The sequence below is a fragment of the Citrobacter arsenatis genome (assembly GCF_004353845.1).
GTDB classification, from domain to species: Bacteria; Pseudomonadota; Gammaproteobacteria; order Enterobacterales; family Enterobacteriaceae; genus Citrobacter; species Citrobacter arsenatis.
In genome coordinates this window covers 2,444,633-2,470,237 of sequence record NZ_CP037864.1, presented here as the reverse complement: position 1 = coordinate 2,470,237, position 25,605 = coordinate 2,444,633, and the positions used below count along the sequence as shown (strand labels likewise).

The following is a 25,605-nucleotide window of genomic DNA, read 5'->3' as shown; positions in this document are numbered from 1 at the left end:
AACCCATGACAACTCAGTATGGATTTTTTATTGATTCCAGCCGTTGCACCGGGTGTAAAACCTGCGAGCTGGCCTGCAAAGACTACAAGGATCTCACTCCCGACGTCAGTTTCCGCCGGATTTACGAATACGCCGGAGGTGACTGGCAGGAAGACAACGGCGTCTGGCAGCAAAATGTCTTTGCCTACTACCTTTCTATTGCCTGTAACCACTGCGAAGATCCGGCCTGCACCAAGGTTTGTCCCAGCGGTGCCATGCATAAACGTGAAGATGGTTTTGTGGTGGTGGATGAAGACGTATGCATCGGCTGTCGTTACTGCCACATGGCCTGCCCGTACGGCGCGCCGCAGTACAATGCCGCCAAAGGACATATGACCAAGTGCGATGGCTGTCATGACCGCGTCGCCGACGGCAAAAAGCCCATCTGCGTCGAGTCCTGTCCGCTGCGCGCACTGGACTTTGGTCCCATTGATGAACTGCGCAAAAAACACGGTGAGCTGGCGGCAGTCGCTCCGCTGCCGGGTGCGCACTTCACCAAACCGAGCATTGTGATCAAACCCAACGCCAATAGCTGCCCGACCGGGGATACCACGGGTTATCTGGCAAATCCGAAGGAGGTGTAACATGGGCAATGGATGGCATGAATGGCCGCTGGTTCTGTTTACGGTGCTGGGTCAGTGTGTGGTCGGCGCACTGATAGTGAGTGGTTATGGCTGGCTGACCGCTAAAGACAGTGTGGCAAAGCAACGTATCGTGCGCAGTATGTTTTTTCTGTGGCTCGTGATGGGCATTGCCTTTCTCGCCTCGGTTATGCATTTAGGTTCGCCGCTGCGTGCGTTTAACTCGCTGAACAGGGTCGGTGCATCTGCGCTGAGTAACGAAATTGCCAGCGGCTCACTCTTTTTCGCCGTCGGTGGCCTGTGGTGGCTGGTGGCGTTTCTCGGTAAAATGCCCGCAGCGTTAGGCAAAATCTGGTTGATGGTGGGCATGCTGTTGGGTCTGGCCTTTGTCCTGGCAATGACCAGCGTCTACCAGATAGACACTGTCCCAACCTGGTATAATGGCTACACCACCCTGGCCTTTTTTATGACGATGTTGCTAATCGGGCCGCTGTTCGCCGCCCTGTTGCTGCGCGCTGCGGGTGTTTCTTTTAGCGCTGCCAGATTCGCCGGTATCAGCGTTGTGGCCCTGCTGGTGACGGTGGCTGTTATCATCCTGCAGAGTATGTCCCTCGGTGGCATTCACAGCTCGGTACAATCCGCCAGCGCGCTGGTTCCCGACTATGGCAGTTTACAGGTCTGGCGCGTTCTGCTGCTGGCTGCAGGTCTGGGTTGCTGGATATGTCCGTTAATCCGTCGCAAAGAACCGTCCCTCGGCGGACTGGCGCTGGGTTTAGTTTTAGTGCTTGGCGGTGAAATCATCGGCCGCGGATTGTTTTACGGTTTACATATGACAGTCGGAATGGCTGTTGCAGGTTAACTTTTTGGTGCGGGGTAACCCGCACTGTTCAGGATTGTTTGCATGACCCATTTTTCACAACGTGACAACTTTTCTACCGCTGCACGCGTACTGGGCGCGCTATTTTACTACGCGCCAGACAGCGCGGAAGCCTCTGCATTAGTCACCGCGTTAAGAACCGATGACTGGCAAGGGCAGTGGCCGCTTGATCAGACAACGCTCTTCCCGCTTGCAGCACAACTGCAAGCCGAGATCGATGAGCCTCTCCCGCAGGCCTGGCAGCGCCTGTTTGTCGGTCCGTATGCGCTACCTTCTCCGCCCTGGGGATCCGTCTGGCTGGATCGGGAAAACGTGCTTTTTGGCGACTCTACGCTGGCTCTGCGTCAGTGGATGCGGGACAACGGTATCCAGTTTGCCATACAGCAAAATGAGCCAGAAGATCACTTTGGTTCGCTGCTGTTGCTGACGGCCTGGCTTGCTGAGAACGAACGCCACACCGAGTGCGAACAGCTGCTGGCCTGGCATCTTTTCCCGTGGTCATCGCGATTCCTTGATGTATTTATCGAAAAAGCTGACCACCCGTTCTATCAGGCGCTGGGTGAGCTGGCGCGCCTGACGCTGTCGCAGTGGCAGTCACAGTTACTGATCCCGATAGCTGATAAGCCCCTGTTTCGTTAATTTCACGACAGGCAGGATGCATCCTGCCTGTCGTGCATCCTGTTGCGCACGCTGAGCTTTTGCTTCTGCTGCCAAATGGTCGCAAAATAGAACGTCTGAAACTTCCTCTCTGGCCACTCATGCATCATTTACATGCTTATCCTGACCTGCGCGCCATGTTTCGCCGTCTGCTGATTGCCGCGCTGATTGGCGTCCTTGCCGCGCTGGCCGTCGCAGGATTTCGTCATGCTATGTTTCTTCTCGAATGGTTGTTCCTGAGCAATGATACGGGAAGCCTGGTCAACGCGGCGACAAACCTTTCGCCTTTAAGACGCGTGCTGACGCCTGCGTTAGGGGGGCTGGCGGCGGGTTTACTGCTTTGGGGCTGGCAAAAGTTCAATCGCTTACGCCCGCAGGCGCCCACCGATTATATGGAGGCCCTGCAAACCGATGGACAATTTGACGTCAGTGCCAGCCTGGTGAAATCGCTGGCCTCGTTACTGGTCGTCGCCAGCGGGAGCGCCATCGGGCGTGAAGGTGCCATGATTTTACTGGCGGCGCTGGCTGCCTCCTGCTTTGCTCAACGTTTTACCCCGCGTACAGAATGGAAGTTATGGATTGCCTGTGGAGCCGCAGCAGGTATGGCTGGAGCGTATCATGCCCCGCAGGCAGGCAGTTTATTTATTGCTGAAGTGCTGTTTGGCACGCTGATCCTCGCGTCATTGGGACCAGTGGTGGTTTCTGCCGTCGTCGCCTTACTCACCACCAATGTGCTGAGCGACAGCAATGCGCTGCTGTATACCGTGCACTTCATACCGGAACTGCATGCGCTGGAATACGTCATGATCGTCAGTACCGGTCTGGCAGCCGGTATTTGCGGGCCGCTCTTTATGTGGTTGATGACCACCAGCCATAATGGTTTTTTGCGCTTAAAACTCTCGCCCCCGTGGCAACTGGCGCTTGGTGGGCTGATCGTTGGTCTGCTGTCATTGCTCACGCCTGCGGTCTGGGGTAACGGCTACAGCGTGGTACAGTCGTATTTACTTTCCCCACCGTTGCTGGCAGTGGTAAGCGGGATCTTCATCTGCAAATTACTGGCGGTGCTTGCCAGCAGTGGTTCCGGTGCGCCAGGTGGCGTGTTCACGCCAACGCTGTTTGTCGGCCTGTCGGTAGGCATGCTGCTTGGACGCATGTGGGGATTGTGGCTTCCGGGAACGGATGAAATTGCCATTTTGCTGGGATTAACGGGGATGGCCACGCTGCTGGCCGCGACCACGCATGCGCCAATAATGTCGACACTGATGGTTTGCGAAATGACCGGGGAGTATCGTCTGCTCCCCGGATTGCTGATTGCCTGTGTGCTGGCGTCAGTGCTGTCGCGAACGTTACGCCAGGACTCTATCTACCGACAGCACGCTGCCGAGCATTGACAGGCGGATGTACTGAGACAGTTCACGCTGCTCTGCGCGAGGCAGATAAGGTAGTTCGCCGATCAGCGGTGCAGGTAATTTCTTACCCAGCACATCAATGATTTCCGCATAATGCGCCAGCCCCGGGTTGATTCGGTTTGCGACCCAGCCAATCAACGGCAGTCCGTCGCTGGCAATCGCCTGTGCGGTAAGGATGGCATGATTGATACAGCCTTCCTGGATACCCACTACCATCAGCACCGGCAGTTGTTCCTGCACCACCCATTCAGATAACGGACGCAGATCGTTCATCAGACTCCGCCAGCCTCCGGTACCTTCCACAACAACGTGATCGACTTTTTCGCTGAGGCTTGCGAGACCGTTGGATAGCAGGGTGTAATTGACCGGACCACTATGCGCAACGCTACTTTCGTCTTCGCTGAGCGCAATCGGGTTGACCGCTTCATAAGGCAGTTCGAGAGTGGACACGCTTTGTAGTACCAGCGCATCTTTGTTGCGCAGGCCTTCAGGTGTCTCTTTGCTTCCTTTCGCTACGGGTTTGTAACCCGCCACGCTTTTACCCCCTGACGCTAACGCTTGTAGTAATGCACGGGAAACTACGGTCTTCCCAACAGAAGTGTCTGTACCTGTAATAAAGAAACGCTTCAGCATCACTAACTCCACCGTTATGCTTTGAAAATATAAATCAGGAAAATAAAACAGTGGAGAAAGTCTAAGGTATGATGGCAAGAATCAGCTTGAGATAGCGCAATTTTTCGTACAACAGTTAAAAAATGTTAACCCTGTAATAGACGAATCAACAAAGAACCGTTATACATCGCGTCCTTAACGAGTGCAGCCCCTGCCATGGTTCCTTGATTGGTGAACTGCGTACTTTCGACGACAATATGCTGGCTGTAGGCCGGAAGCGCCTGCTGACGAATGCTGTCAGCAATAGTAGGAAACAAAATATCCGCCGCTTTACTGAGCGGAGAACCAATCAATATCTTTTGCGGGTTGAACAAATTCACCATGATGGCCAGAATGCGCCCGACGTGGGTTCCGACGCCGCTGATGATATCTTTCGCCAATAAATCACCCTGCATCGCCGCCAGACATAGCGCGTCGACAGTCAGCGGTTGTCCGTGTAAAGAAGAACTCATTGACTGCTTCAGGCGTACCTGCGCCAGTTCGAGCACGCTGTCGACGCTGGCGATCGTTTCCAGGCAACCATGGTTACCGCAGTAGCAGCGTTTACCGTACGGATCCACCTGCGTATGGCCAATTTCCACCAAGCTACTGCTGCCAGCATGCAGTAAATGACCGTCGGTGATAACGCCAGCCCCAACGTTATGATCGATCACCACCTGAATGACGTCGCGTGCGCCGCGCGATGCGCCGAAAAGCGCCTCAGCCATAGTCCAGGCGCTGATATCATGCTGAATATAAACCGGAACGCCGGTATGGTTCTCGAGCGCTTCGCCCAGCGGCATCTCTTTGACATCTTCGTAAAATGGCATGCGATGCACGATACCGTTTTCAGTATCAATAATACCGGGTAAGGTGATGGCAATGGAGGTTAAGCGCTCCAGCTTTTGCTGGTGGCGGATGAAAAACTGATCGACCTGGGTAATGACGCGTTCCAGCAACGGTGTTTCACTGACCAACTCCATTTCGAGACAATCTTCAACCACCAGCTTGCTGCTCAGATCGCGCAGCGCCAGAAAGATTTCGCCGCGACTGATACGTATGGATAAATAGTGCCAGGCTTCCGTTTCAACAACCAGCCCAACGGCCGGACGTCCACGGCTGCCCGCTTCCTTGATTTCCAGCTCCTGCACCAGGTGCGCTTCGAGCATTTCGCGGACAATTTTAGTAATACTGGCAGGTGCCAATTGTGCCAGGCGAGAGAGATCAATACGCGATACCGGACCCAGCTGATCAATCAGGCGATAAACCGCGCCCGCATTGGTCTGCTTAATTTGATCGATATGTCCAGGCTGACTATCAGCAACCACCACTTACTCCCTTTATTTTCGCGCTCCGAAATAATCTGCGGGCTATGGTGAAGCACTTCAATGGCTCCCGTCAACTTTTTACTTAGCCTTGTGATTTACTGCACATTTTTGCTTATTTTTAAACTAAATTAATCGACTGAACGGCCGCCAGCAGCTGTTCGCGAAAGCGTTGCGCGGCGTGACTTTGCTCATGATGCTTTGGCCACACTAACCACATTTCCGAGACAGCATCTTCTTCCGCTATCGGGATCCAACACATTTCATACAATTGCACCCGTTTAAAGGAGGCAGGAAGAATGGAAACACCTAATCCTGCGGCCACCAGACCAATAATAGTCATCGCCTCGCCAACCTCCTGAGCGATTGTCGGCTTCAGTCCATAGCGACGCATCAGGCCCAGAATATCGTCATACAACCCCGTCCCCACATGTGGGTCAAAAAAGACAAATGGCTCATTCGCCAGCTCCGCCAACGTGACCATTGGCTTTTGCGCCAACGGATGCGCGCGGGGGATCATCGCCATCAGTGGTTCATGCAGAATAATTTCACGCTCCAGCGTTTCTGGAAGCTGCGTGTTACGCAGAAGTCCCAAATCCAGCGTTCCTTCATTGAGCGGGGCAATTTGCTCACGCGTGTTCATTTCGCGGGTTTGCATATGCACTGCCGGGTAGCTTTGACGAAACAGGGATAAGGTATCTGAAACCGCTTTGATAAACGGCGCCGATGACGTAAAGCCGATCCGCAGCTCTCCAGCCTCACCCAGATGCAAGCGCTCAGCTCTGGCTGCGGCTTCATTAACCAGACCGAGGATCTGCCGACTGTCCGCCAGAAACTGCTTTCCGGCAGAGGTCAGCGCTACGCTGCGGTTAGTGCGCGCCAGAAGCCGGGCACCGACCTGCTGCTCCAGGATCTGGATCTGTTGGCTTAGCGGCGGTTGCGAAATATTCAGCCGCGCCGCCGCCCGGCCAAAATGCAGCTCTTCAGCAACGGCCACAAAGTAACGTAAATGACGCAGTTCGATATTCATATTTTAAAGATATTATTTGAGATTATTAATATATTAGACAGAATATTGTGATTTTCATACTCTTAAGGCTAGCCCTGTAGAGGTTTTTGATTGAGCAAGGATTTCAAGTGAGCCGTACAACAACTGTCGATACCGCGCCAACAAGCGATGTTGATGAACAGATAGTGACCCCACCGGATGGATTTATCAAACGCGGAACATCCCCATTCATGCGCGTCACGCTGGCGCTGTTTTCCGCCGGGCTGGCAACTTTTGCCCTCCTCTATTGCGTACAACCCATACTGCCAGTGCTCTCGCACGAGTTTGGGGTCTCTCCCGCCAGCAGCAGTATCTCGCTTTCCATCTCAACGGCGATGCTCGCGATCGGTTTGTTGTTTACCGGTCCACTTTCCGATGCGATAGGCCGCAAGCCGGTAATGGTTACCGCGCTATTGCTCGCGTCCTGTTGTACGCTGCTTTCGACGATGATGACCAGTTGGCACGGTATTTTAATCATGCGTGCGCTGATAGGTCTTTCGCTCAGCGGCGTGGCAGCGGTAGGAATGACCTATCTGAGTGAGGAAATTCATCCCAGCTTTGTTGCCTTTTCAATGGGCTTATATATCAGCGGTAACTCGATTGGCGGTATGAGTGGTCGTTTGATCAGCGGCGTGTTTACCGACTTTTTTAACTGGCGCATCGCGCTGGCGGCGATTGGCTGTTTTGCCCTCGCCTCCGCGCTGATGTTCTGGAAAATATTGCCGGAGTCCCGTCATTTCAGACCAACGTCTCTGCGCCCGAAAACGTTGTTTATTAACTTCCGCTTGCACTGGCGCGACAGAGGCTTGCCGCTGCTGTTTGCGGAAGGTTTTTTACTGATGGGGTCGTTTGTCACGCTGTTTAATTACATTGGCTATCGTTTGATGCTCTCCCCGTGGGAACTCAGTCAGGCGGTGGTCGGCCTGCTTTCCGTAGCCTATCTGACCGGGACCTGGAGCTCGCCGAAAGCGGGTTCAATGACGACCCGCTATGGACGCGGCCCGGTAATGATCTTTTCTACCGGCGTGATGCTGGTAGGACTGTTAATGACGCTGTTCACGTCGTTATGGCTGATCTTCGCCGGGATGCTGCTCTTTTCTGCCGGGTTCTTTGCCGCGCACTCCGTGGCAAGCAGTTGGATTGGGCCACGGGCAAAACGTGCCAAAGGCCAGGCGTCTTCCCTGTATCTGTTCAGCTATTATCTGGGTTCCAGTATTGCCGGGACGCTCGGCGGCGTATTCTGGCACAGCTACGGCTGGAACGGCGTGGGCGGATTTATCGCCCTGATGCTGGTGCTGGCGTTGCTGGTCGGCGCACGTTTGCATCATCGTCTGCACGTATAATCCACGATGCCCGGGTTCCGGGCATCTCCTTCATCAATCAGGCTGTAACGTCTGAGCCGCCATTTGCAGGGCAATAACCGTCCCGTTCATCACGATATGCAGCATAACCGGCATCAACAGCCCGTTGCTTTTCACTCTGGCGATGATCAAAACCTGTGACACCAAAAACAACATCAGCAGCGTGCGCAGATCCACATACTGCGTATGCATGAGGGCAAAAATGACCGATACCACCACCGACGATAGCCAAGTTTTATTATTGAACCAGTACTGGAACGCGTTGAATAAACAGCCCCTGAAAACAATTTCTTCATAAACTGGGGCAATAAATATCAGGGTCAGTGTGGATAACCACAGCGCGTAGCTGTTTAAGGAGACCTGGCTGGTCACCCACGCTTCGGTTTGTCTGAGGCCCAGAATCCATGGCAGGATGAGCTGAATAAACAACAGCGCCATGAACAGTATGGCAAACCACCTGGCGTTGAAAGTTCCTTTACCCAGCCCCTCTCTCTTTCTGAAGAAGAAACAATACAGCGGAACCAGCACAACAAATTCCAGCGCAAACAGCAGCGGGAAAAGTAGCCCTTTGGCAAGCAGGTCCTGACTCGCGGGGAAAAACAACGGGGTAAACGTAAGGCCAAACATCAGCAAAAACATTGAAAAACAGCCAGCTACCGCTTTGGTCCTGGCGATATACAGGTTGTCGGCATCCTGTGACATACGATCTCCTTGCGCTTATCGAAGATAAGTTGATGAATTATCAGTGTATGATAAAAATTCTCATTATCACTGACAACCTACCAACTTTTACGCAATGCCCATGGGTACAATACCAAAACCCTCTTTACTCCGGAACTTCACTGTCAACTACTCAGGGGAGAATCCGCCAGCGGCAACGAGAAACGGAAGCAGGCCCCTACCGTTGAATTAACAAGGCTAATATCTCCCCCATGCAGTTCGAGCATTCTACGCACAATCAGTAAGCCCAAGCCGCCCCGCTCTGCCCGCTGCTCACGGGGAATTAACGCCGTCGGGCGCTGAAACAATACGTCCCGTACAGCCTCATCTACCCCTGGCCCACTGTCCTGTACTTCAGCTAACAAACGGCCTTCATCACGCCAGACTTTTAGCCGCACTTCGCCTCCGTCAGGCGTATGACGGATAGCGTTATCCAGCAAATTCGTCACGACCCTTTCCATCATCGATAAATCCGCATTCACCAGCGGTAACGGCCCCGTTACGTCAAGGTGCAACTGCAAATGACGTGTGGCAACGGGGAGATCAAATTTCTGTGCCACATCCTGGATCAGCTCGCCAATAGCAAATCGTTCACGCTGCGGTTTTATACCTCCATGCTCAAGCCTCGCCAGCTCAAACAGCTGTTGTGACAGATGGCGAACCTTATGCCCCTGGCGCAGTGCGATGCTAAGATAATGTCGATTTTCCTCCGGCGTCATCGTATCGGCTTTCAGCGACAGCATTTCCAGATACCCTAGCAGTGAAGTCAGCGGCGTGCGTAAATCGTGCGAGATATTGGCTATAAACTCTCTGCGCTGACGATCGCTGTCCGCTAATAAATCCCACTGCTGCGCAATTTTCTGCGCTAACTCGATAAACGCGTTGTTCAGCAACGCAATTTCATTTGCCGGGGCCGGTTCGGGATTTTTTTGCGCCAGCTGTTTGATGACGCTGATGCTGTCCTGCTCCAGTTTATCTACCTGCCCAGTCAGCCTTTTCACCGGGTTCGTCACCCATCGCCACACCAGGAACCCCGCAATGGCAGCGGCTAATAAAACCAGTATTAACGTCCAAGCCACGGTATTCCAGAGCGTTTTTTGCCAGGCAGTATTCGCCAACATATTCAGATCTTCGCCCTGGAGAATAATGTATAAATAGCCGTGCAGTTCGCCGTTAAAGAAAACTGGCGCGGCGCTGAAGACTTTTTGCTGGCTGCTGCGCGGATCATTGCCATATACGGGCAATTCGTTCGAATCAAGGAAAACCTGAATCGGCTGTACGCTAATGTTCTGGCGTTGAATATGCCCGGGCGGAGCGGCATCGGCGAGTATTTCACCTGACGGCGAAACCAGATACAGTTCCACGCTTGGGTTAAGCGTCATCAGGTGATCAAACAATCCCTTTAAGGTCTGGCGACTAACCTGCCCGTTGGCATCAATAAGTGACTCACTTTTGACAATCTTGCTCGCCAGTTCCAGCGAGAGCCTTTGCACCATGGCATCGCCATACTGTTTACTGCTGCGGATCTGGACAACGCTAACGGCAACCGCACAAATCAACATGATGGCGGTAAAGACCAGGGTCAGACGCTGGCTCAGCGACAGGCGATAAATCATGGCTGATGCTCCGCGTTAACCGCAGCAAGCTTATAGCCTCGTCCCCAAACCGTGAGAATAATTTCCGGCTCCGCCGCATCTTTTTCAATTTTGGTCCGCAGGCGATTGATATGACTGTTCACCGTATGCTCATACCCTTCGTGCTGGTAGCCCCACACCTGATCTAACAGCGCCTGACGCGAAAAGACCTCTCCTGGATGACGGGCGAAAAAATAGAGCAGATCGAATTCACGCGGCGTTAAGTCGAGGGATTTACCATGCTGGCTGACTTCCCGGGCTAATGGATCAATCTCAACGCCATGGACACTGATAATCCCCGATTCCATACGCAGATTCTGACTCATAGCCGCCTGACGGCGAAACAGTGCTTTCACCCGGGCCATCAGCTCCAACACCGAGAAAGGTTTGGCTAAATAATCATCGGCACCCATTTCCAGTCCCAATACCCGGTGAGTTTCACTGGTGCGGGCGCTGATGATAATGACAGGGAGGTAGAAACTCATTTGACGAATGCGACGACAAATCTCCAGACCGTCCACGCCCGGCAGCATTAGATCGAGGATAACGGCATCCCAGACATGCTTCTCAAGTTGCTCAAGCGCTCGTGCCCCATTAGCCTCATGAATGATTTCGTACCCCTCATCTTTCAGGCTCAGTTGCAAAAGTGCGGCAATATCGCTGTCATCTTCCACCAAAAATATCTTTTTTGCGCTTGCCATCAGTGTCATCTCCCTCTCGTCATGCTGAAAGCTTACCTCAGGCAAGGGGCGGAAGTTATCACAAAATTTTTAACTTTTCGTGAGGATCCTGGGATACGCATGCGCCCAATATGTCGCTATCCACTCGTCAGGCATCAACAGGGAAACGTTGCTTTGTTGCCCCTAACATGAAAATAAAAAGGAAACGTTATGCAGAAAAAACGTCCACTTCGGGAAGCTGATGTTACAGCCGAGTCAGTATTTTTTATGCAACGGCGACAGATCCTTAAAGCACTTGGGATTGGTGCGGCGGCGGCGTCGTTGCCTGCCCCGACGCAGGCCAGTTTGTTGAATTGGTTTAAAGGCAACGATCGTCCACCTGCGCCGGCAGGCAAACCGCTCGAGTTCTCAAAGCCCGAGCACTGGCAAAACAATCTGTCCCTGACGCCGGAAGATAAGGTGACGGGCTACAACAATTTTTATGAATTTGGTCTGGATAAAGCCGATCCAGCCGCCAATGCCGGTAGCCTGAAAACCGATCCCTGGACGTTGACCATCAGCGGAGAGGTGAACAAACCGTTAACGTTGGATCATGATGCCCTGACCACTCGTTTTCCATTAGAAGAGCGTATTTACCGAATGCGTTGTGTGGAGGCCTGGTCGATGGTTGTGCCGTGGGTGGGTTTTCCTTTGCATAAATTATTGGCGTTGGTTGAGCCAACCAGTCACGCCAAATACGTCGCCTTTGAAACTCGCTACGCCCCTGATGAAATGCCCGGCCAGAAAGATCGCTTCATTGGTGGTGGGTTGAAATATCCCTATGTTGAAGGTCTGCGTTTGGATGAAGCCATGCATCCACTAACACTGCTGACCGTAGGCGTGTATGGCAAATCGTTGCCACCGCAAAACGGGGCGCCGATCCGCCTGACCGTCCCCTGGAAGTACGGCTTTAAAGGCATTAAATCGATAGTCAGTATTAAGTTAACGCGTGAGCAGCCGCCGACGACCTGGAATATGTCAGCACCGAACGAATACGGTTTTTACGCCAATGTAAATCCACAGGTCGATCATCCTCGTTGGTCTCAGGCCACAGAGCGTTTTATCGGTTCGGGTGGCATTCTCGATGTACAGCGACAGCCTACGCTGCCTTTTAATGGCTATGCCGATGAGGTGGCTTCTTTATACCAGGGCATGGACCTACGGGAGTATTTTTAAGTGAGGTTAACCGCAAAACAGATAACCGCCCTGAAAGTGTTGCTGCATCTCGCCGGTTTTTTACCTCTGCTATGGCTCTTCTGGGCCGCGCAACATGGCGGACTGGGTGCCGATCCGGGAAAAGATATCCAGCACTTTACGGGCATTACCGCGCTGAAGTTTTTGCTCGCAACCCTGCTGGTATCGCCGCTTGCGCGCTATGCAAAGCAGCCTTTGTTGTTTCGCACCCGGCGGTTGTTAGGATTATGGTGTTTTACATGGGCCACGCTGCATTTAACCAGCTATGCGCTGCTGGAGCTGGGTATGCAAAATCTGGGATTGTTGGGACGTGAACTGGTTTCGCGCCCTTGGTTAACGCTTGGCATGACGGGCTGGGTTATCTTACTCCTGCTGACGCTGACCTCCACGCAAGCCGCGCAACGTAAAATGGGCAAACGCTGGCAAACGCTGCACAACTACGTGTATCTGGCCGCCATTTTGCTTCCGCTGCATTACCTGTGGTCGGTAAAAGTGTTATCACCGATTCCCATTATCTACGCCATTTGTTTTGTCGTGCTGCTGGCTTTTCGCTATAAAAAGCTGTTACGGAAAACCGGGTATAAAGGTGTGTTTATGAAAAGTGAATAAATCACGGTAAACTTCTCACTACACCTAAGCAGAACGAGAACAAAAAATGAGTAACAATGATAATTACCATCAGCTCACCCGCACGTTCCAGCGGCTCTCTCGCTTCTCCCACCTCTCGGCAATCGCCAGTTGGGACATGTTTACCATGATGCCGTCTGGCGGCAGCAAAGCTCGCGGCGAAGCGCTGGCCGAACTGAGCGTACTTGAACACCAACTGTTAACCGACCAGAAAGTGGCAACATGGATCGCCGCAGCGCAACAGGAAGATCTCAACGACGTTGAGCAGGCGAATCTGCGCGAAATGTCGCGCCTGCATCACCAGGCATCCTTGTTGCCCGAATCGTTGGTAGAAGCAAAATCTCTGGCGGGTAGCCGCTGCGAGCATGCCTGGCGCAGCCAGCGCCCCGCGAATGACTGGGAAGGATTTGCCGAAAACCTGAAAGAAGTCGTGCAGTACAGCCGCGAAGAAGCCCGAATACGCGCAGACGCAAAAGGCTGTTCGCCTTATGACGCGCTACTGGACATCTTTGAGCCCGGAATGACCAGCGCCCAACTGGATGTCCTGTTTGCAGATGTAAAAAGCTGGCTGCCCGATCTGCTAAACAAGGTGGTGGCAAAGCAATCTCAGCAATCGCTCATCGCCCCGGTTGGCCCCTTCCCAACCGCAATCCAGCGGGAGCTGGGCCTTGAAACGATGGCGCAGTTGGGATTTGATTTTACGGCTGGTCGACTGGATATCAGCGCACATCCTTTCTGTGGCGGTGTGCCGGAAGATGTCCGAATTACCACCCGCTATGATGAAAACGAATTGCTCAGTGCGCTGTTTGGCGTGATCCATGAAACCGGTCACGCCCGCTATGAGCAAAATCTTCCGCCTAACTGGTCAGGGCAACCTATCGCTCTGGCACGCTCAACCGCCATTCATGAGTCCCAGAGTCTGTTCTTTGAGATGCAACTGGGACGCAGTAAAGCCTTTCTGACGCGGTTGATTCCGGCTGTAACGCGCCACTTTGGCGATCAGGCTGCGTTTGAAGAAAGCAATTTCATCGCCTGGAACCAGCAGGTTAAACCCGGGTTTATCCGTGTTGATGCGGACGAGGTGAGCTATCCTGCGCATGTGATCCTGCGCTATGAAATCGAACGTGCGCTCATTAATGGCGATATTGAAGTGGATGATATCCCGGCATTGTGGAACGAAAAAATGCAATCCTGGCTGGGGTTGTCAACGATCGGCAACTATCGTAACGGTTGTATGCAGGATATTCACTGGACCGACGGCGGCTTTGGCTACTTCCCTTCCTATACCTTAGGCGCCATGTATGCGGCGCAGTTGTTCAGTGCCGCTAACCGCGCATTGCCTGATTTGAACCAGTCTATTGCGCAAGGTGAGTTTGGAGCCCTGTTTGACTGGTTACGTCAGAACATCTGGCAGCATGGCAGCCGTTTTACCACCGAACAGCTTATTACCCAGGCCACCGGAGAGCCACTCAGCAGCCGTTATTTCCGCGCTCATCTGGAAGCCCGCTATTTGTAATCTTATACCGTGAGTCATTGTACATATCGTTACACGCCGAAACCAATGACTCACGGAAGCCCTGAGATTACAGCGATATAGTTATTTCAACGGCCCCGCAGTGGGGTTGAATGAAAAACCAAATCGAGGGTATGAGAATGAAAAAAGTATTAGCTCTGGTTGTTGCCGCTGCTATGGGTCTGTCTTCTGCTGCGTTTGCTGCTGAAACAACTGCGACCACCGCTCCGGCTGCTGCTGCAACCACTAAAGCAGCCCCGGCAAAAACCACTCATCACAAAAAACAGCACGCTAAAAAATCCACCGCTAAACCAGCGGCAGAACAAAAAGCTCAGGCTGCCAAAAAACACACCAAAAAAGCAGCAACCAAACCCGCTGTAGAACAAAAAGCACCAGAGCAGAAAGCTCAGGCCGCTAAAAAACACACCAAAAAAGCAGCAACCAAACCCGCTGCAGAACAAAAAGTACCAGAGCAGAAAGCTCAGGCTGCTAAAAAACACACCAAAAAAGCAGTAAAACACGACACCGCTAAACCAGCCGCTCAACCTGCTGCATAACACATTTGTAGTCACTATGGCGTCCCCCACGCCATAGCCTACGGCGCTAAATCGACCTGATTTAGCGCCGTCTTTCGGAGGGTAAAATGGTGTCACATTACCGCTTTGAGTTCATTCTTATTACCTTAATAATATGCGCCTTCATTGCCATGCATTTTTATCTTTCCTGAGTGTAGTTATCTGATTTTACTCCCACTTTCCCACCGTCCCGTCTATAGTATTAACTGAGGGTTTGCTGTTAAAAATCATAATTCCCCACCAGAGTGTGATATGCATAAAACCATTGCCGTGTTACTGGGTTCAATTTGTTTACTTCCTGTCGTTGCATATGCAGATCAGCCTGCAACGGCCAGCGCTGAAGCGGAAAATATAAAAACGCTGTTTTTTGGTCATGACGATCGCATAAAGGTGACTGACCCAACGCAATCTCCGTGGGACGCTATCGGGCAACTGGAAACCGCCAGCGGTAACCTGTGTACCGCCACGCTCATTTCACCACGTCTGGCACTGACTGCCGGTCACTGCTTACTCACCCCACCGAAAGGCAAGCCAGATAAAGCCGTGGCGTTACGCTTCGTGTCGAAAAAGGGAGTCTGGCGCTATGAAATTCATGGAATCGAAGGACGCGTTGATCCCTCACTCGGAAAACGTTTAAAAGCAGATGGCGATGGCTGGATTGTGCCGCCCTCAGCAGCCCCGTGGGATTTTGGTCTGGTGGTGCTGCGTTACCCACCTTCTGGAATCACACCGCTGCCGTTATTTGAGGGTGATAAAGCGGCATTAACCGCAGCACTGAAAACCGCAGAGCGTAAAGTCACGCAGTCGGGCTACCCGGAAGATCATCTTGACGACTTATACACACATCAGGATTGCGTGGTGACCGGCTGGGCGCAGAATACCGTCTTGTCGCACCAGTGCGACACGCTCCCGGGCGACAGCGGTTCACCATTGATGTTGAAGACAGATTCAGGCTGGCAGTTGATTGGTGTACAAAGCTCTGCTCCGGCGGCGAAAGATCGCTGGCGGGCCGATAATCGCGCCATATCCGTGACCGGTTTTCGCGATAAGCTGGAAGCGTTGGCGAAGGAGTAACGCATGCTGCCCGCATTAACGGGCAGCACGGATATCAGGCAAGTTTTATCATTACCATTCCGGCAAGCAGCAGCGCCACGCCGATCCAGCCTTTATTATTCAGGCGTTGACCAAACAACACCCAACCTGCCGCTAACGTCGCGGCAATCCCGAATCCGCCCCACAGAGCGTAGGCAACAGAAAGGTCGATACCTTTTACCGCCTGCGACAGCGCACTAAAAGCCGCCAGCACGGCTGCCAGTGACAGTACGCCATAAATCTTGCGGCGAAATCCATCAGAAAACTTCAGAAAGACGTTAGCGACAATTTCCAGCACGATGGCCATACCAAGCCATGCGCCGTGCACCCACTCAAACTGCTGCATGGGTCACCTCTCTACCCGCTTTTGTCGGTTTTCGTGTACCGGACTTAATCAGCACAATACCTAACACCAGCGAGACCAGACCGGCCACCTTCATCGCGGACAAGGTTTCATCGAATAACAGCACGCTAAACAGCGTAATAAATAAAATACCGATACCTTCCCACAAGGCGTAGGCCACACCAAGGGCAATTTTTTTAACGGCAAAACTGAGAAAAATATACGATAAGGCGATCATTACCAGCATTAAAATAAAGCCCGAATTACCATGACCGACGCTTGCCCATTTCATTGACAGCGTACCGGTAATTTCAGCCGCAATGGCCAGACCTAATAATATCCAGTAAAACATGATGCTTCTCCTGCTTGAGAATATAGTCCTTTGGGCCTACTGCGTGCAGTAAACCAAAAAATAAAATTAGTTAGCTCAGCGCACTGCGCCAGCTCAGGCAGAAGAAGGGACTAAAGCGCGTTGCGCCAGTGTTGCTCACCCGCAAGCAAGAAAGTAGAGGAGGTACGAAGAAGTGTAGGTAAACGCAAAAACATCCTGAACATATTGTCCATAATATTACAATTATCCGCAGTGTTGCTTCTCATCATCGCGGATGATAATTGTCCTCGGTAGTTAAACACAGATGATTTGTATCATAGCTGCAAGACGAACTCAAAGTCTTTTCACTTCTTTACCTGCCCCGTTTGATTTTTGTTATAACGGCTCGACGCAAATCACATTATTATTCAGATTCAAAAATAAAAAATGCAGGAATACACATGGCGAAACCGATCATCACGCTAAACGGTCTGAAAATAGTCATTATGCTGGGCATGCTGGTTATCATCCTGAGCGGCATTCGCTTTGCCGCAGATATCATCGTCCCCTTTATTCTGGCGTTATTTATTGCCGTCGTGCTGAATCCCGTGGTGCAGCGGATGGGCAAGCTTCGCATACCGCGCGTATTCGCGGTGTCATTGCTTATTGTTATTATTGTGATGCTAATGGTGTTGCTATTAGCATATTTAGGTACATCCTTAAATGAGCTTGCGCGTACGCTGCCGCAGTATCGATCTTCACTGGTTATTCCGCTACAGAATCTTGAGCCGTGGCTCCAGCGTGCGGGGATTGGCGTTTCCGTGGACGAACTCGTCAAATATATCGATCCAAACGCGGCAATGACGCTGGTGACCAATTTACTGACGCAGCTGTCTAATGCAATGTCATCGATATTTTTGTTGCTGCTGACGGTGGTGTTTATGCTGCTGGAAGTCCCGCAGCTCCCCAACAAGCTCAAACAAATGATGAGTCGCCCCATTGAGGGAATGGCGGCGATTCAACGCGCTATCGACAGCGTATCTCACTATCTGGTGCTAAAAACGGCGATCAGCATTGTGACCGGGCTGGTGGCCTGGGGCATGCTCTCTGCACTCGACGTGCGTTTCGCCTTTGTCTGGGGATTACTGGCCTTTGCCCTGAACTATATTCCTAATATCGGTTCGGTACTGGCCGCCATTCCTCCTATTGCTCAGGTGCTGGCGTTTAGCGGTCTTTATGACGCTCTGGTGGTGTTAGCAGGCTATCTGGTCATTAACCTGGTATTCGGGAATATCCTCGAACCGCGGATCATGGGGCGTGGACTTGGACTTTCTACACTGGTGGTATTTCTGTCGTTGATCTTCTGGGGCTGGCTGCTGGGGCCTGTCGGGATGCTGCTTTCTGTACCGCTGACCATCATCGTGAAAATCGCGCTTGAGCAAACCAACGGCGGCCAAAGCATTGCCGTGTTGCTTAGCGATCTCAACAAAGAGTGAATTTTTACCCCGCCATCGCGGGGCATCTGTTTATCGGTCAGCGCGTAGCGCAAGAACGGCGCTTAACAATGTAAATAACGCAATTATCCATGCCATGGTCCATGGCGTTCCGTCGCTGAAGGCAGCCAGCAGCAATGATGAAATAATGCCGCTACCGTATTGTAACGCGCCAATGAAGGCGGAGGCTGAACCGGCGATGTTCGGTACCGCATCCAGCGCGGCAGCGGTTGAAGTCGCGGCAATGATGCCATTCATCGAGAAAAACAGAAAAACGGTGATGATAATGGCAACAACACCACCGGACTCCAGTTTAACCAGCAGCGCAAGCGCCACTGCTGCCAGCGCCGCCAGCATCGTCGCATACTTCAGCAGTTGTTCCAGAGCATGGCGTTGCACCAGACGACGGTTTACAACACTCATAGCCATGACCCCGACAATATTGAGCGCAAACAGCCAGCCGTAATGCTGTGGATCAACATGGTAATAACTAATATATACAAACGGCGAACCGGTAATAAACGCATACGCGGCAACGTAATAACACGTCAGACTCAGGGTGTAGCGCATAAAATGGCCATTGGCTAATAACGACCGGTAATTACGAAATGCGCCAGCCAAAGAGGCTTTGACCCGCTTCTCTTCCGGCAATGTTTCCGGTAGCCAGTTCAAGGAAATAAACATTAGCGCGCCAATCACCACCAGCAGCCAAAAAACAGAGTGCCAGGTACTCAGGCGAATGATTTGACCGCCAATCAACGGCCCCGCTATCGGCGCAATCGCCATGACCAGTACCAGAGTTGAAAGCATTTGCGCCGCGCGAGTGCGCGCAAAGAGATCGCGGATCATCGCCCGCGCCAGCATAGGTCCGGTACAGGCGCCAAGAGCCTGAAAGACCCGCCAGAAAACAATTTGCGTAATACTCGTGGACATCGCGCACCCTGCGGAACCGATGATAAAAAGTACCATGCCAATGAATAGCGGTTTACGTCGCCCCAGATGATCGCTAATCGGCCCCCAAATCAACTGCGCGATGGCAAAACCTATCAAAAACCCAGTGATGGTCAGTTCTACATTGCCATGTAGGTCTTCTGCCATTGTCGGCATTGCCGGAAGATAAATGTCGGTGGAAAGCGAGGTAAAGGCCATCAGGCCGCTGAGGATCAGAATAAAAGTAAGACCGGTCTGGCTTGCGGTAGCCACCGGCGAGGCATGTTCACGTGTACGCATAGCGTCCTGTCATGTTCTAAAAAATCAGGCAGCAGTATATACACGACGCATTACGGTGATTAGACGGCTAAAACCGCATGGGTTTATGAACTGTACTCATAAATAACGGAATATTAATAAAAACGGCCTCCGCAGAGGCCGCCTTGGTTTTCACTGACGGTTACAGCGCTTTCAGGATCGCATCCACGCTAGCTTTGGCATCGCCAAACAGCATATGGGTGTTTTCTTTAAAGAACAGCGGGTTTTGTACACCTGCGTAGCCAGTGTTCATTGAACGTTTAAACACGATGACGTTCTGCGCTTTCCACACTTCCAGCACAGGCATACCGGCGATCGGGCTGCGAGGGTCATCCTGCGCCGCCGGGTTTACCGTATCGTTGGCGCCAATCACCAGCACGGTATCGGTATCGGCGAAATCATCGTTGATCTCATCCATTTCCAGCACGATGTCATAAGGCACTTTGGCTTCAGCCAGCAGTACGTTCATATGACCGGGCAAGCGCCCTGCTACCGGGTGAATACCGAAACGCACTTTGATGCCGCGCGCGCGCAGCTTCTCGGTGATTTCCGCTACCGGATATTGCGCCTGAGCCACAGCCATACCATAGCCCGGGGTGATTATCACGGAGTGCGAGTTCTTCAACATTTCTGCCGTGTCTTCCGCCGTAATCTCACGGTGTTCACCGACTTCTTCATCAGAACCGGTAGAAGATCCATCAGAACCAAAGCCACCTGCAATCACGCTGATGAACGAACGGTTCATCGCCTTACACATAATGTAAGACAGGATCGCACCAGAAGAACCGACCAGCGCACCGGTGACGATCAGCAGATCGTTACTCAGCATAAAGCCCGCCGCCGCTGCCGCCCATCCTGAATAGGAGTTAAGCATTGAAACGACCACCGGCATATCCGCACCGCCGATGGAGGCCACCAGATGCCAGCCAAAAGCCAGCGCAATAATGGTCATCACCAGCAGCGCCAGAACCTGCAGGCCAACGCTTTCGGTACGAACAAACACCACCAGCAACAGGAAAGAAACAACCAGCGCCGCCAGGTTCATTTTGTGACGATTCGGCAGCATCAGCGGTTTAGAAGAGATCTTGCCGCGCAGTTTGCCAAACGCCACCACGGAACCGGTGAAGGTCACCGCACCAATGAAGATGCCCAGGAATACTTCCGTCAGGTGAATGTTCACCAGAATCGGTTCCAGGCCCGTGTCGTGATACAGGTAGCTGTTAAAGCCCACCAGTACCGCAGCCAGACCGACAAAGCTGTGCAGAATCGCCACCAGCTCCGGCATCTCGGTCATCTCGACTTTCTTCGCCAGACGAATGCCAATCGCGCCGCCAATGATCATCGCCACCAGGATCCACGCAACGTTGCCGGTATCCGGGCCAAAAATCGTGGCAATTAACGCAATCGCCATCCCGGCGATACCGTAGTTGTTACCCTGCTGAGAGGTTTCGTGTTTCGAAAGCCCCGCCAGGCTGAAAATAAACAGGATCGCGGCAACAATGTATGCAGCTGTAACTAATCCTCCAGACATATGTTACCCCTTAGTTTTTCCGGAACATTTTCAGCATGCGCTGAGTCACGGTGAAGCCACCGAAAATATTAATGCTGGCAATAAGCACCGCGATAAAGCTCAGGAAACTCACCCAGCCACCCTGGCCAATTTGTAATAACGCCCCGACAACAATGATCCCGGAGATGGCGTTGGTCACGGACATCAGCGGAGTATGCAGCGCGTGTGACACATTCCACACCACGTAGTAACCCACCACGCAGGAAAGCGCGAACACCGTAAAGTGGCCCAGGAACTCTTTCGGCGCCACGTCGGCAAGCCAGCCAAACAGAATGACAACCAACGCCATCACCGCATATTTTCGCCACGGTGAGACAGGTTTTTTCTCTTCTTTCGGCACAGGCGCTGCTTTCGGCGCTGCCTGCGGCTGAGCAGAAACCTGGATCGGCGGCGCAGGCCAGGTGATCTCACCGTCACGCACCACGGTTACGCCGCGCACGACCACGTCGTCAAAATCGACGGTGATATTGCCATCTTTCTCTTTGCACAACAGTTTGAGCAGGTTGACAAGGTTCGTGCCGTACAGCTGGGAAGATTGCGTTGGCAGACGACCAGGCAAATCGGTATAACCGATAACCTTCACCCCGTTCTCTGTGGTGGTTACCTGGTTAGGGACCGTGTATTCGCAGTTACCGCCGTTTTGCGCGGCGAGATCGACAATCACGCTGCCAGCCTTCATCGAATCAACCATTTCACGGGTGATCAGTTTCGGGGCTGGTTTGCCTGGGATCAGCGCGGTGGTAACGATAATGTCGACGTCTTTCGCCTGCGCGGCGAAGAGTTCCATTTCAGCTTTGATAAACGCTTCGGACATCACCTTCGCGTAACCGTCGCCGCTGCCCGCCTCTTCTTTGAAGTCCAGTTCAAGGAACTCAGCGCCCATACTCTGAACTTGTTCTTTCACTTCCGGACGGGTGTCAAAAGCGCGAACGATAGCGCCCAGGCTGTTGGCAGCACCGATAGCCGCCAGACCTGCCACACCCGCACCAATCACCATAACCTTGGCAGGAGGAACCTTGCCCGCGGCGGTGATCTGGCCGGTAAAGAAACGACCAAATTCATGTGCAGCTTCAACAATGGCGCGATATCCGGCGATATTCGCCATCGAGCTTAAGGCATCCAGCGATTGCGCGCGCGAAATACGCGGCACAGAGTCCATCGCCATAACCGTCACATTGCGCTCAGCAAGCTTTTGCAGAAGCTCAGGATTTTGTGCCGGCCAAAGAAAACTCACCAGCGTCGTGTCCGGGTTGAGCAGTGGAATCTCCGACTCTTCCGGTGCATTGACCTTCAGGATAATCTCTGATTGCCAGACGGCATTTCCGTCAACAATCTCTGCGCCTGCTTGTACAAACGCCTTATCGTCAAAACTCGCCAGTTGACCTGCGCCGCTTTCAACCGCGACGCTGAAACCCAATTTAAGCAGCTGCTCAACCGTCTTCGGCGTGGCTGCGACACGGGTTTCATTGGTTAACCGTTCTCTTGGTATGCCAATTCGCATAATGTTCCCTTCCATCTGTATTTATGATGATGGTTTATCAATGTTCGCACGAGGCATGCGCGCACTCTCGAAAGAGGTCAGTGTTACCTCAATAAAATAAAACAGTAACAAACTCTGTATAACCTACTGAAAATGACGCTTGTGATCTAGCGCCAAAAAACAGTATTTATTATGAAATTCGCAAAATAGAGATGGATCGAACTTCAGGCAGATAAAATGCCCTAAAAATACCCCACAAAGGCCGATAATTCGCTCAAGCGAAGCGGCAAAACATGATTACGTACCTGCCAAAAACAATTAATTAACATTAAATTAACTTATGAAATTCAACTGCTTTATCAGTTTTGGTCACCAAATGCCGAAATTTTCGACATATCACAAAATGTTATCGATGTTGTTACGCCAGGTGGCACGATGAGTGAAAATTGACGCAGACACTGACACAATTTAAATGCAATAATCAGCGACGTTTCTAGTCAATAACAATACCAGTACCTGGTTTGCGCAAGGCGAAGGATTATTTTTATGAAGCTTAAGAACACTCTCCTGGCGTCCGCACTTATTTCTGCGACTGCTTTTTCTGTAAATGCAGCGACAGAATTGACGCCGGAGCAAGCGGCTGCCCTGAAACCCTATGACCGCATTGTGGTTACCGGTCGTTTTAATGCTATCGGTGACGCGGTGACCGCCGTATCACGCCGTGCAGATAAAGACGGTGCAGCCTCCTTTTATGTTGTTGATACCTCAGATTTTGGCAGCGGCGGTAACTGGCGCGTTGTCGCCGACGTCTATAAAGCCGACGCTGAAAAAGCGGAAGCGTCCAAAAACCGTGTGATTAACGGCGTTGTCGAACTGCCTAAAGATCAGGCCGTTCTGATAGAACCTTACGATACCGTTACCGTACAGGGGTTCTACCGCAGCCAGCCTGAAGTAAACGATGCCATCACCAAAGCGGCGAGAGAGAAAGGCGCTTATTCCTTCTATATCGTGCGCCAGGTTGATGCCAACCAGGGCGGCAACCAGCGTATTACCGCATTCATCTATAAAGCTGATGCGAAAAAACGCGTAGTACAAAGCCCTGATGCGATCCCAGCCGATTCTGATGCCGGACGTGCCGCATTGGCAGCCGGTGGCGAAGCCGCGAAGAAAGTTGAGATCCCAGGCGTTGCAACTACCGCCTCTCCGAGTGCTGAAGTTGGTCGTTTCTTCGAAACGCAGTCCACCAAAGGCGGGCGTTACACTGTCACGCTTCCGGATGGAACCAAAGTGGAAGAACTGAACAAAGCGACTGCTGCCATGATGGTGCCGTTCGACAGCATCAAGTTCACCGGTAACTACGGCAACATGACCGAAATCTCTTACCAGGTGGCTAAACGCGCAGCGAAGAAAGGCGCGAAGTACTATCACATCACCCGTCAGTGGTCAGAACGTGGTAACAACATGACCATCAGCGCTGATCTGTATAAGTAACAGCTAATGTCTTATCAGGTCTACAGCCCTTGTAGACCTGATAATTTCCTGCTTTTCCGCCCTCAGACGAAGCAAAAACAGCAGTATTAAGACAACTTTTCACACTATTAGTCACAAATCTCTCTATCCCCATTGCATGCGTTGTCTTCTCTCCGTAAAATCCCGCGCCTTAGTGGCTTTCACCATTTTTATGCGGTTTGCCAAAATAATTATTCTCTCACTCTCGTTTTTGTAACTGGATACAAATGGAAAAGAAACTGGGTCTGAGCGCACTGACCGCGCTGGTTTTAAGCTCAATGCTCGGCGCTGGCGTTTTCAGCCTGCCACAAAATATGGCTGCGGTAGCCAGCCCGGCTGCATTACTGATTGGTTGGGCGATTACCGGTGCGGGTATTCTTTTGCTCGCCTTTGCTATGCTGATCCTGACGCGTATCCGTCCTGAACTGGATGGTGGTATTTTTACCTATGCGCGTGAAGGTTTTGGCGAACTAATTGGCTTCTGCTCCGCGTGGGGATACTGGCTGTGTGCCGTTATCGCTAACGTTTCGTATCTGGTGATCGTTTTCTCTGCGCTCAGCTTCTTTACCGACACGCCGGAGTTGCGTCTGTTTGGCGACGGTAACACCTGGCAGGCTATTGTTGGCGCATCGATGCTGCTGTGGATCGTTCACTTCCTTGTGCTGCGTGGTGTGCAAACGGCAGCCAGTATTAACCTGGTAGCGACGCTGGCAAAATTACTGCCACTTGGCCTGTTTATCGTACTGGCGTTCATGCTGTTTAAGCTCGACACCTTTACCCTCGATTTTACCGGCGTGGCACTGGGCGTTCCCGTCTGGGAGCAGGTCAAAAACACCATGCTCATCACCCTGTGGGTTTTCATCGGTGTGGAAGGCGCGGTAGTGGTTTCCGCCCGAGCCAGAAATAAACGCGATGTGGGACGCGCCACGCTGCTGGCGGTACTCGCCGCGCTGGGTGTGTACCTGCTAGTCACCCTGCTGTCTCTGGGCGTTGTCGCGCGTCCAGAACTGGCGGAGATCCGTAACCCATCAATGGCCGGTCTGATGGTTAAAATGATGGGACCATGGGGCGAAATTATTATTGCCGCAGGTCTGATTGTTTCCGTGTGTGGTGCCTATTTAAGCTGGACGATTATGGCGGCGGAAGTGCCGTTCCTCGCCTCCACGCACAAAGCGTTTCCACGCATTTTTGCACGACAGAACGCGCAAGGGGCACCGTCAGCGTCGCTGTGGCTGACCAACTTCTGCGTGCAGATCTGCCTGGTGCTGATTTGGCTCACTGGTTCCGACTACAATACGTTATTGACCATCGCCTCAGAAATGATTCTGGTGCCCTATTTGCTGGTCGGTGCATTTCTGCTAAAAATCGCCACCCGTCCGATTCATAAGGCTGTTGGTATCGGAGCGAGTATTTATGGCATATGGTTATTGTATGCCTCAGGTCCGATGCACCTGCTGCTGTCCGTAGTGCTGTATGCGCCAGGACTGCTGGTTTTCCTTTATGCCCGTAAAACGTACGCGCATGAAAACGTATTAAAACGCCAGGAGATGGCGCTGATTGGCCTGCTGCTTGTTGCTGCAGTTCCGGCGACCTGGATGTTGGTGGGGTAATATTGTCCCCATCGTTCGCG

The 25,605-nt window shown here is 52.2% G+C and carries 26 protein-coding genes; 14 read left to right on the top strand and 12 right to left on the bottom strand.

Annotation, left to right across the window (positions count from 1 at the left end; genetic code table 11):
- Positions 1 to 5: 5 nt before the first annotated feature.
- The 4 genes from E1B03_RS12935 (at position 6) to clcB (ending at position 3,545) form a co-directional block, all read left to right on the top strand.
- Entirely contained in the window at positions 6 to 623 is a 618-nt protein-coding gene (locus E1B03_RS12935) for a DMSO/selenate family reductase complex B subunit (protein ID WP_133086337.1), read from the top strand.
- A 1-nt stretch (position 624) separates the two neighbouring features.
- The gene (locus tag E1B03_RS12930; protein ID WP_103769988.1) at positions 625 to 1,479 is read left to right on the top strand and encodes a dimethyl sulfoxide reductase anchor subunit family protein; all 855 of its coding nucleotides are present in this window, start codon (positions 625 to 627) and stop codon (positions 1,477 to 1,479) included.
- Positions 1,480 to 1,521: 42 nt separating this feature from the next.
- The gene (gene dmsD, locus E1B03_RS12925; protein ID WP_133086336.1) at positions 1,522 to 2,136 is read left to right on the top strand and encodes a Tat proofreading chaperone DmsD; all 615 of its coding nucleotides are present in this window, start codon (positions 1,522 to 1,524) and stop codon (positions 2,134 to 2,136) included.
- Positions 2,137 to 2,255: 119 nt separating this feature from the next.
- Positions 2,256 to 3,545, top strand: a complete 1,290-nt coding sequence (gene clcB, locus E1B03_RS12920; protein WP_133086335.1) for a voltage-gated ClC-type chloride channel ClcB — start codon at positions 2,256 to 2,258, stop codon at positions 3,543 to 3,545.
- Here clcB and bioD read toward each other — a convergent pair.
- The 3 genes from bioD to E1B03_RS12905 form a co-directional block, all read right to left on the bottom strand.
- Positions 3,501 to 4,196 (bottom strand): dethiobiotin synthase, encoded by a 696-nt coding sequence (gene bioD / locus E1B03_RS12915; RefSeq protein ID WP_103769991.1) that lies wholly within the window; start codon positions 4,194 to 4,196, stop codon positions 3,501 to 3,503. The genes clcB and bioD overlap by 45 nt on opposite strands.
- Positions 4,197 to 4,321: 125 nt before the next feature.
- A complete protein-coding gene (gene mlc / locus E1B03_RS12910; protein WP_103770280.1) occupies positions 4,322 to 5,542 on the bottom strand; it encodes a sugar metabolism global transcriptional regulator Mlc in 1,221 nt (406 codons plus the stop codon).
- Between the two features lie 118 nt (positions 5,543 to 5,660).
- A complete protein-coding gene (locus E1B03_RS12905) occupies positions 5,661 to 6,569 on the bottom strand; it encodes a LysR family transcriptional regulator (protein ID WP_103769992.1) in 909 nt (302 codons plus the stop codon).
- A 107-nt stretch (positions 6,570 to 6,676) separates the two neighbouring features.
- Here E1B03_RS12905 and E1B03_RS12900 point away from each other — a divergent pair, with 107 nt between their 5' ends.
- Entirely contained in the window at positions 6,677 to 7,930 is a 1,254-nt protein-coding gene (locus E1B03_RS12900; RefSeq protein WP_103769993.1) for an MFS transporter, read from the top strand.
- Positions 7,931 to 7,963: 33 nt separating this feature from the next.
- Here the strand turns inward: E1B03_RS12900 and E1B03_RS12895 are convergent, their stop codons facing one another.
- From E1B03_RS12895 to E1B03_RS12885, 3 genes are all read right to left on the bottom strand, one after another.
- Positions 7,964 to 8,650, bottom strand: a complete 687-nt coding sequence (locus E1B03_RS12895) for a CPBP family intramembrane glutamic endopeptidase (RefSeq protein ID WP_133086334.1) — start codon at positions 8,648 to 8,650, stop codon at positions 7,964 to 7,966.
- Positions 8,651 to 8,793: 143 nt separating this feature from the next.
- Positions 8,794 to 10,284: a sensor histidine kinase gene (locus tag E1B03_RS12890; protein WP_103769995.1), complete on the bottom strand. Its 1,491-nt coding sequence runs from the start codon at positions 10,282 to 10,284 to the stop codon at positions 8,794 to 8,796.
- Positions 10,281 to 11,003, bottom strand: coding sequence for a response regulator transcription factor (locus E1B03_RS12885; RefSeq protein ID WP_133086333.1), 723 nt, complete (start codon positions 11,001 to 11,003; stop codon positions 10,281 to 10,283). The genes E1B03_RS12890 and E1B03_RS12885 overlap by 4 nt, the downstream gene beginning before the upstream one ends.
- Positions 11,004 to 11,192: 189 nt before the next feature.
- On the opposite strand from E1B03_RS12885, the gene msrP reads away from it, so the two are divergent.
- From msrP to E1B03_RS12860, 6 genes are all read left to right on the top strand, one after another.
- A complete protein-coding gene (gene msrP / locus E1B03_RS12880) occupies positions 11,193 to 12,197 on the top strand; it encodes a protein-methionine-sulfoxide reductase catalytic subunit MsrP (RefSeq protein ID WP_103769996.1) in 1,005 nt (334 codons plus the stop codon).
- Positions 12,198 to 12,824, top strand: a complete 627-nt coding sequence (gene msrQ, locus E1B03_RS12875; RefSeq protein ID WP_103769997.1) for a protein-methionine-sulfoxide reductase heme-binding subunit MsrQ — start codon at positions 12,198 to 12,200, stop codon at positions 12,822 to 12,824.
- A gap of 46 nt (positions 12,825 to 12,870) precedes the next feature.
- Complete coding sequence (locus E1B03_RS12870) at positions 12,871 to 14,358, top strand: carboxypeptidase M32 (RefSeq protein ID WP_133086332.1); 1,488 nt, start codon at positions 12,871 to 12,873, stop codon at positions 14,356 to 14,358.
- A 137-nt stretch (positions 14,359 to 14,495) separates the two neighbouring features.
- Positions 14,496 to 14,912, top strand: a complete 417-nt coding sequence (gene asr, locus E1B03_RS12865) for an acid resistance repetitive basic protein Asr (RefSeq protein WP_103769999.1) — start codon at positions 14,496 to 14,498, stop codon at positions 14,910 to 14,912.
- An 86-nt stretch (positions 14,913 to 14,998) separates the two neighbouring features.
- Positions 14,999 to 15,082, top strand: coding sequence for a small membrane protein YdgU (gene ydgU / locus E1B03_RS26805; RefSeq protein WP_100194403.1), 84 nt, complete (start codon positions 14,999 to 15,001; stop codon positions 15,080 to 15,082).
- A 100-nt stretch (positions 15,083 to 15,182) separates the two neighbouring features.
- Entirely contained in the window at positions 15,183 to 16,004 is an 822-nt protein-coding gene (locus tag E1B03_RS12860; protein ID WP_133086331.1) for a trypsin-like serine peptidase, read from the top strand.
- A 34-nt stretch (positions 16,005 to 16,038) separates the two neighbouring features.
- Here the strand turns inward: E1B03_RS12860 and mdtI are convergent, their stop codons facing one another.
- From mdtI to E1B03_RS26720, 3 genes are all read right to left on the bottom strand, one after another.
- Complete coding sequence (gene mdtI, locus E1B03_RS12855) at positions 16,039 to 16,368, bottom strand: multidrug/spermidine efflux SMR transporter subunit MdtI (RefSeq protein WP_003832870.1); 330 nt, start codon at positions 16,366 to 16,368, stop codon at positions 16,039 to 16,041.
- Complete coding sequence (gene mdtJ, locus E1B03_RS12850) at positions 16,355 to 16,720, bottom strand: multidrug/spermidine efflux SMR transporter subunit MdtJ (RefSeq protein WP_165955353.1); 366 nt, start codon at positions 16,718 to 16,720, stop codon at positions 16,355 to 16,357. The genes mdtI and mdtJ overlap by 14 nt, the downstream gene beginning before the upstream one ends.
- Positions 16,721 to 16,827: 107 nt before the next feature.
- Positions 16,828 to 16,998, bottom strand: coding sequence for a protein YdgV (locus tag E1B03_RS26720; protein ID WP_087050578.1), 171 nt, complete (start codon positions 16,996 to 16,998; stop codon positions 16,828 to 16,830).
- 138 nt (positions 16,999 to 17,136) lie between these two features.
- Here E1B03_RS26720 and E1B03_RS12840 point away from each other — a divergent pair, with 138 nt between their 5' ends.
- A complete protein-coding gene (locus tag E1B03_RS12840; protein WP_103770002.1) occupies positions 17,137 to 18,171 on the top strand; it encodes an AI-2E family transporter in 1,035 nt (344 codons plus the stop codon).
- A gap of 30 nt (positions 18,172 to 18,201) precedes the next feature.
- Here the strand turns inward: E1B03_RS12840 and E1B03_RS12835 are convergent, their stop codons facing one another.
- The 3 genes from E1B03_RS12835 to pntA form a co-directional block, all read right to left on the bottom strand.
- Positions 18,202 to 19,398 carry a multidrug effflux MFS transporter gene (locus tag E1B03_RS12835; RefSeq protein WP_133086330.1) on the bottom strand — a complete coding sequence of 399 codons (1,197 nt, stop codon included), beginning with the start codon at positions 19,396 to 19,398 and terminating at the stop codon, positions 18,202 to 18,204.
- A 160-nt stretch (positions 19,399 to 19,558) separates the two neighbouring features.
- Positions 19,559 to 20,947 (bottom strand): Re/Si-specific NAD(P)(+) transhydrogenase subunit beta, encoded by a 1,389-nt coding sequence (gene pntB, locus E1B03_RS12830; protein ID WP_103770004.1) that lies wholly within the window; start codon positions 20,945 to 20,947, stop codon positions 19,559 to 19,561.
- Positions 20,948 to 20,957: 10 nt separating this feature from the next.
- Positions 20,958 to 22,487 carry a Re/Si-specific NAD(P)(+) transhydrogenase subunit alpha gene (gene pntA / locus E1B03_RS12825; protein ID WP_133086329.1) on the bottom strand — a complete coding sequence of 510 codons (1,530 nt, stop codon included), beginning with the start codon at positions 22,485 to 22,487 and terminating at the stop codon, positions 20,958 to 20,960.
- Between the two features lie 525 nt (positions 22,488 to 23,012).
- Between pntA and ydgH the strand changes: the two genes are divergently transcribed.
- Both ydgH and E1B03_RS12815 read left to right on the top strand, forming a co-directional pair.
- Positions 23,013 to 23,957 carry a DUF1471 family protein YdgH gene (gene ydgH / locus E1B03_RS12820; protein WP_103770006.1) on the top strand — a complete coding sequence of 315 codons (945 nt, stop codon included), beginning with the start codon at positions 23,013 to 23,015 and terminating at the stop codon, positions 23,955 to 23,957.
- 245 nt (positions 23,958 to 24,202) lie between these two features.
- Positions 24,203 to 25,585: an amino acid permease gene (locus tag E1B03_RS12815; RefSeq protein WP_133086328.1), complete on the top strand. Its 1,383-nt coding sequence runs from the start codon at positions 24,203 to 24,205 to the stop codon at positions 25,583 to 25,585.
- Positions 25,586 to 25,605 lie beyond the last annotated feature (20 nt).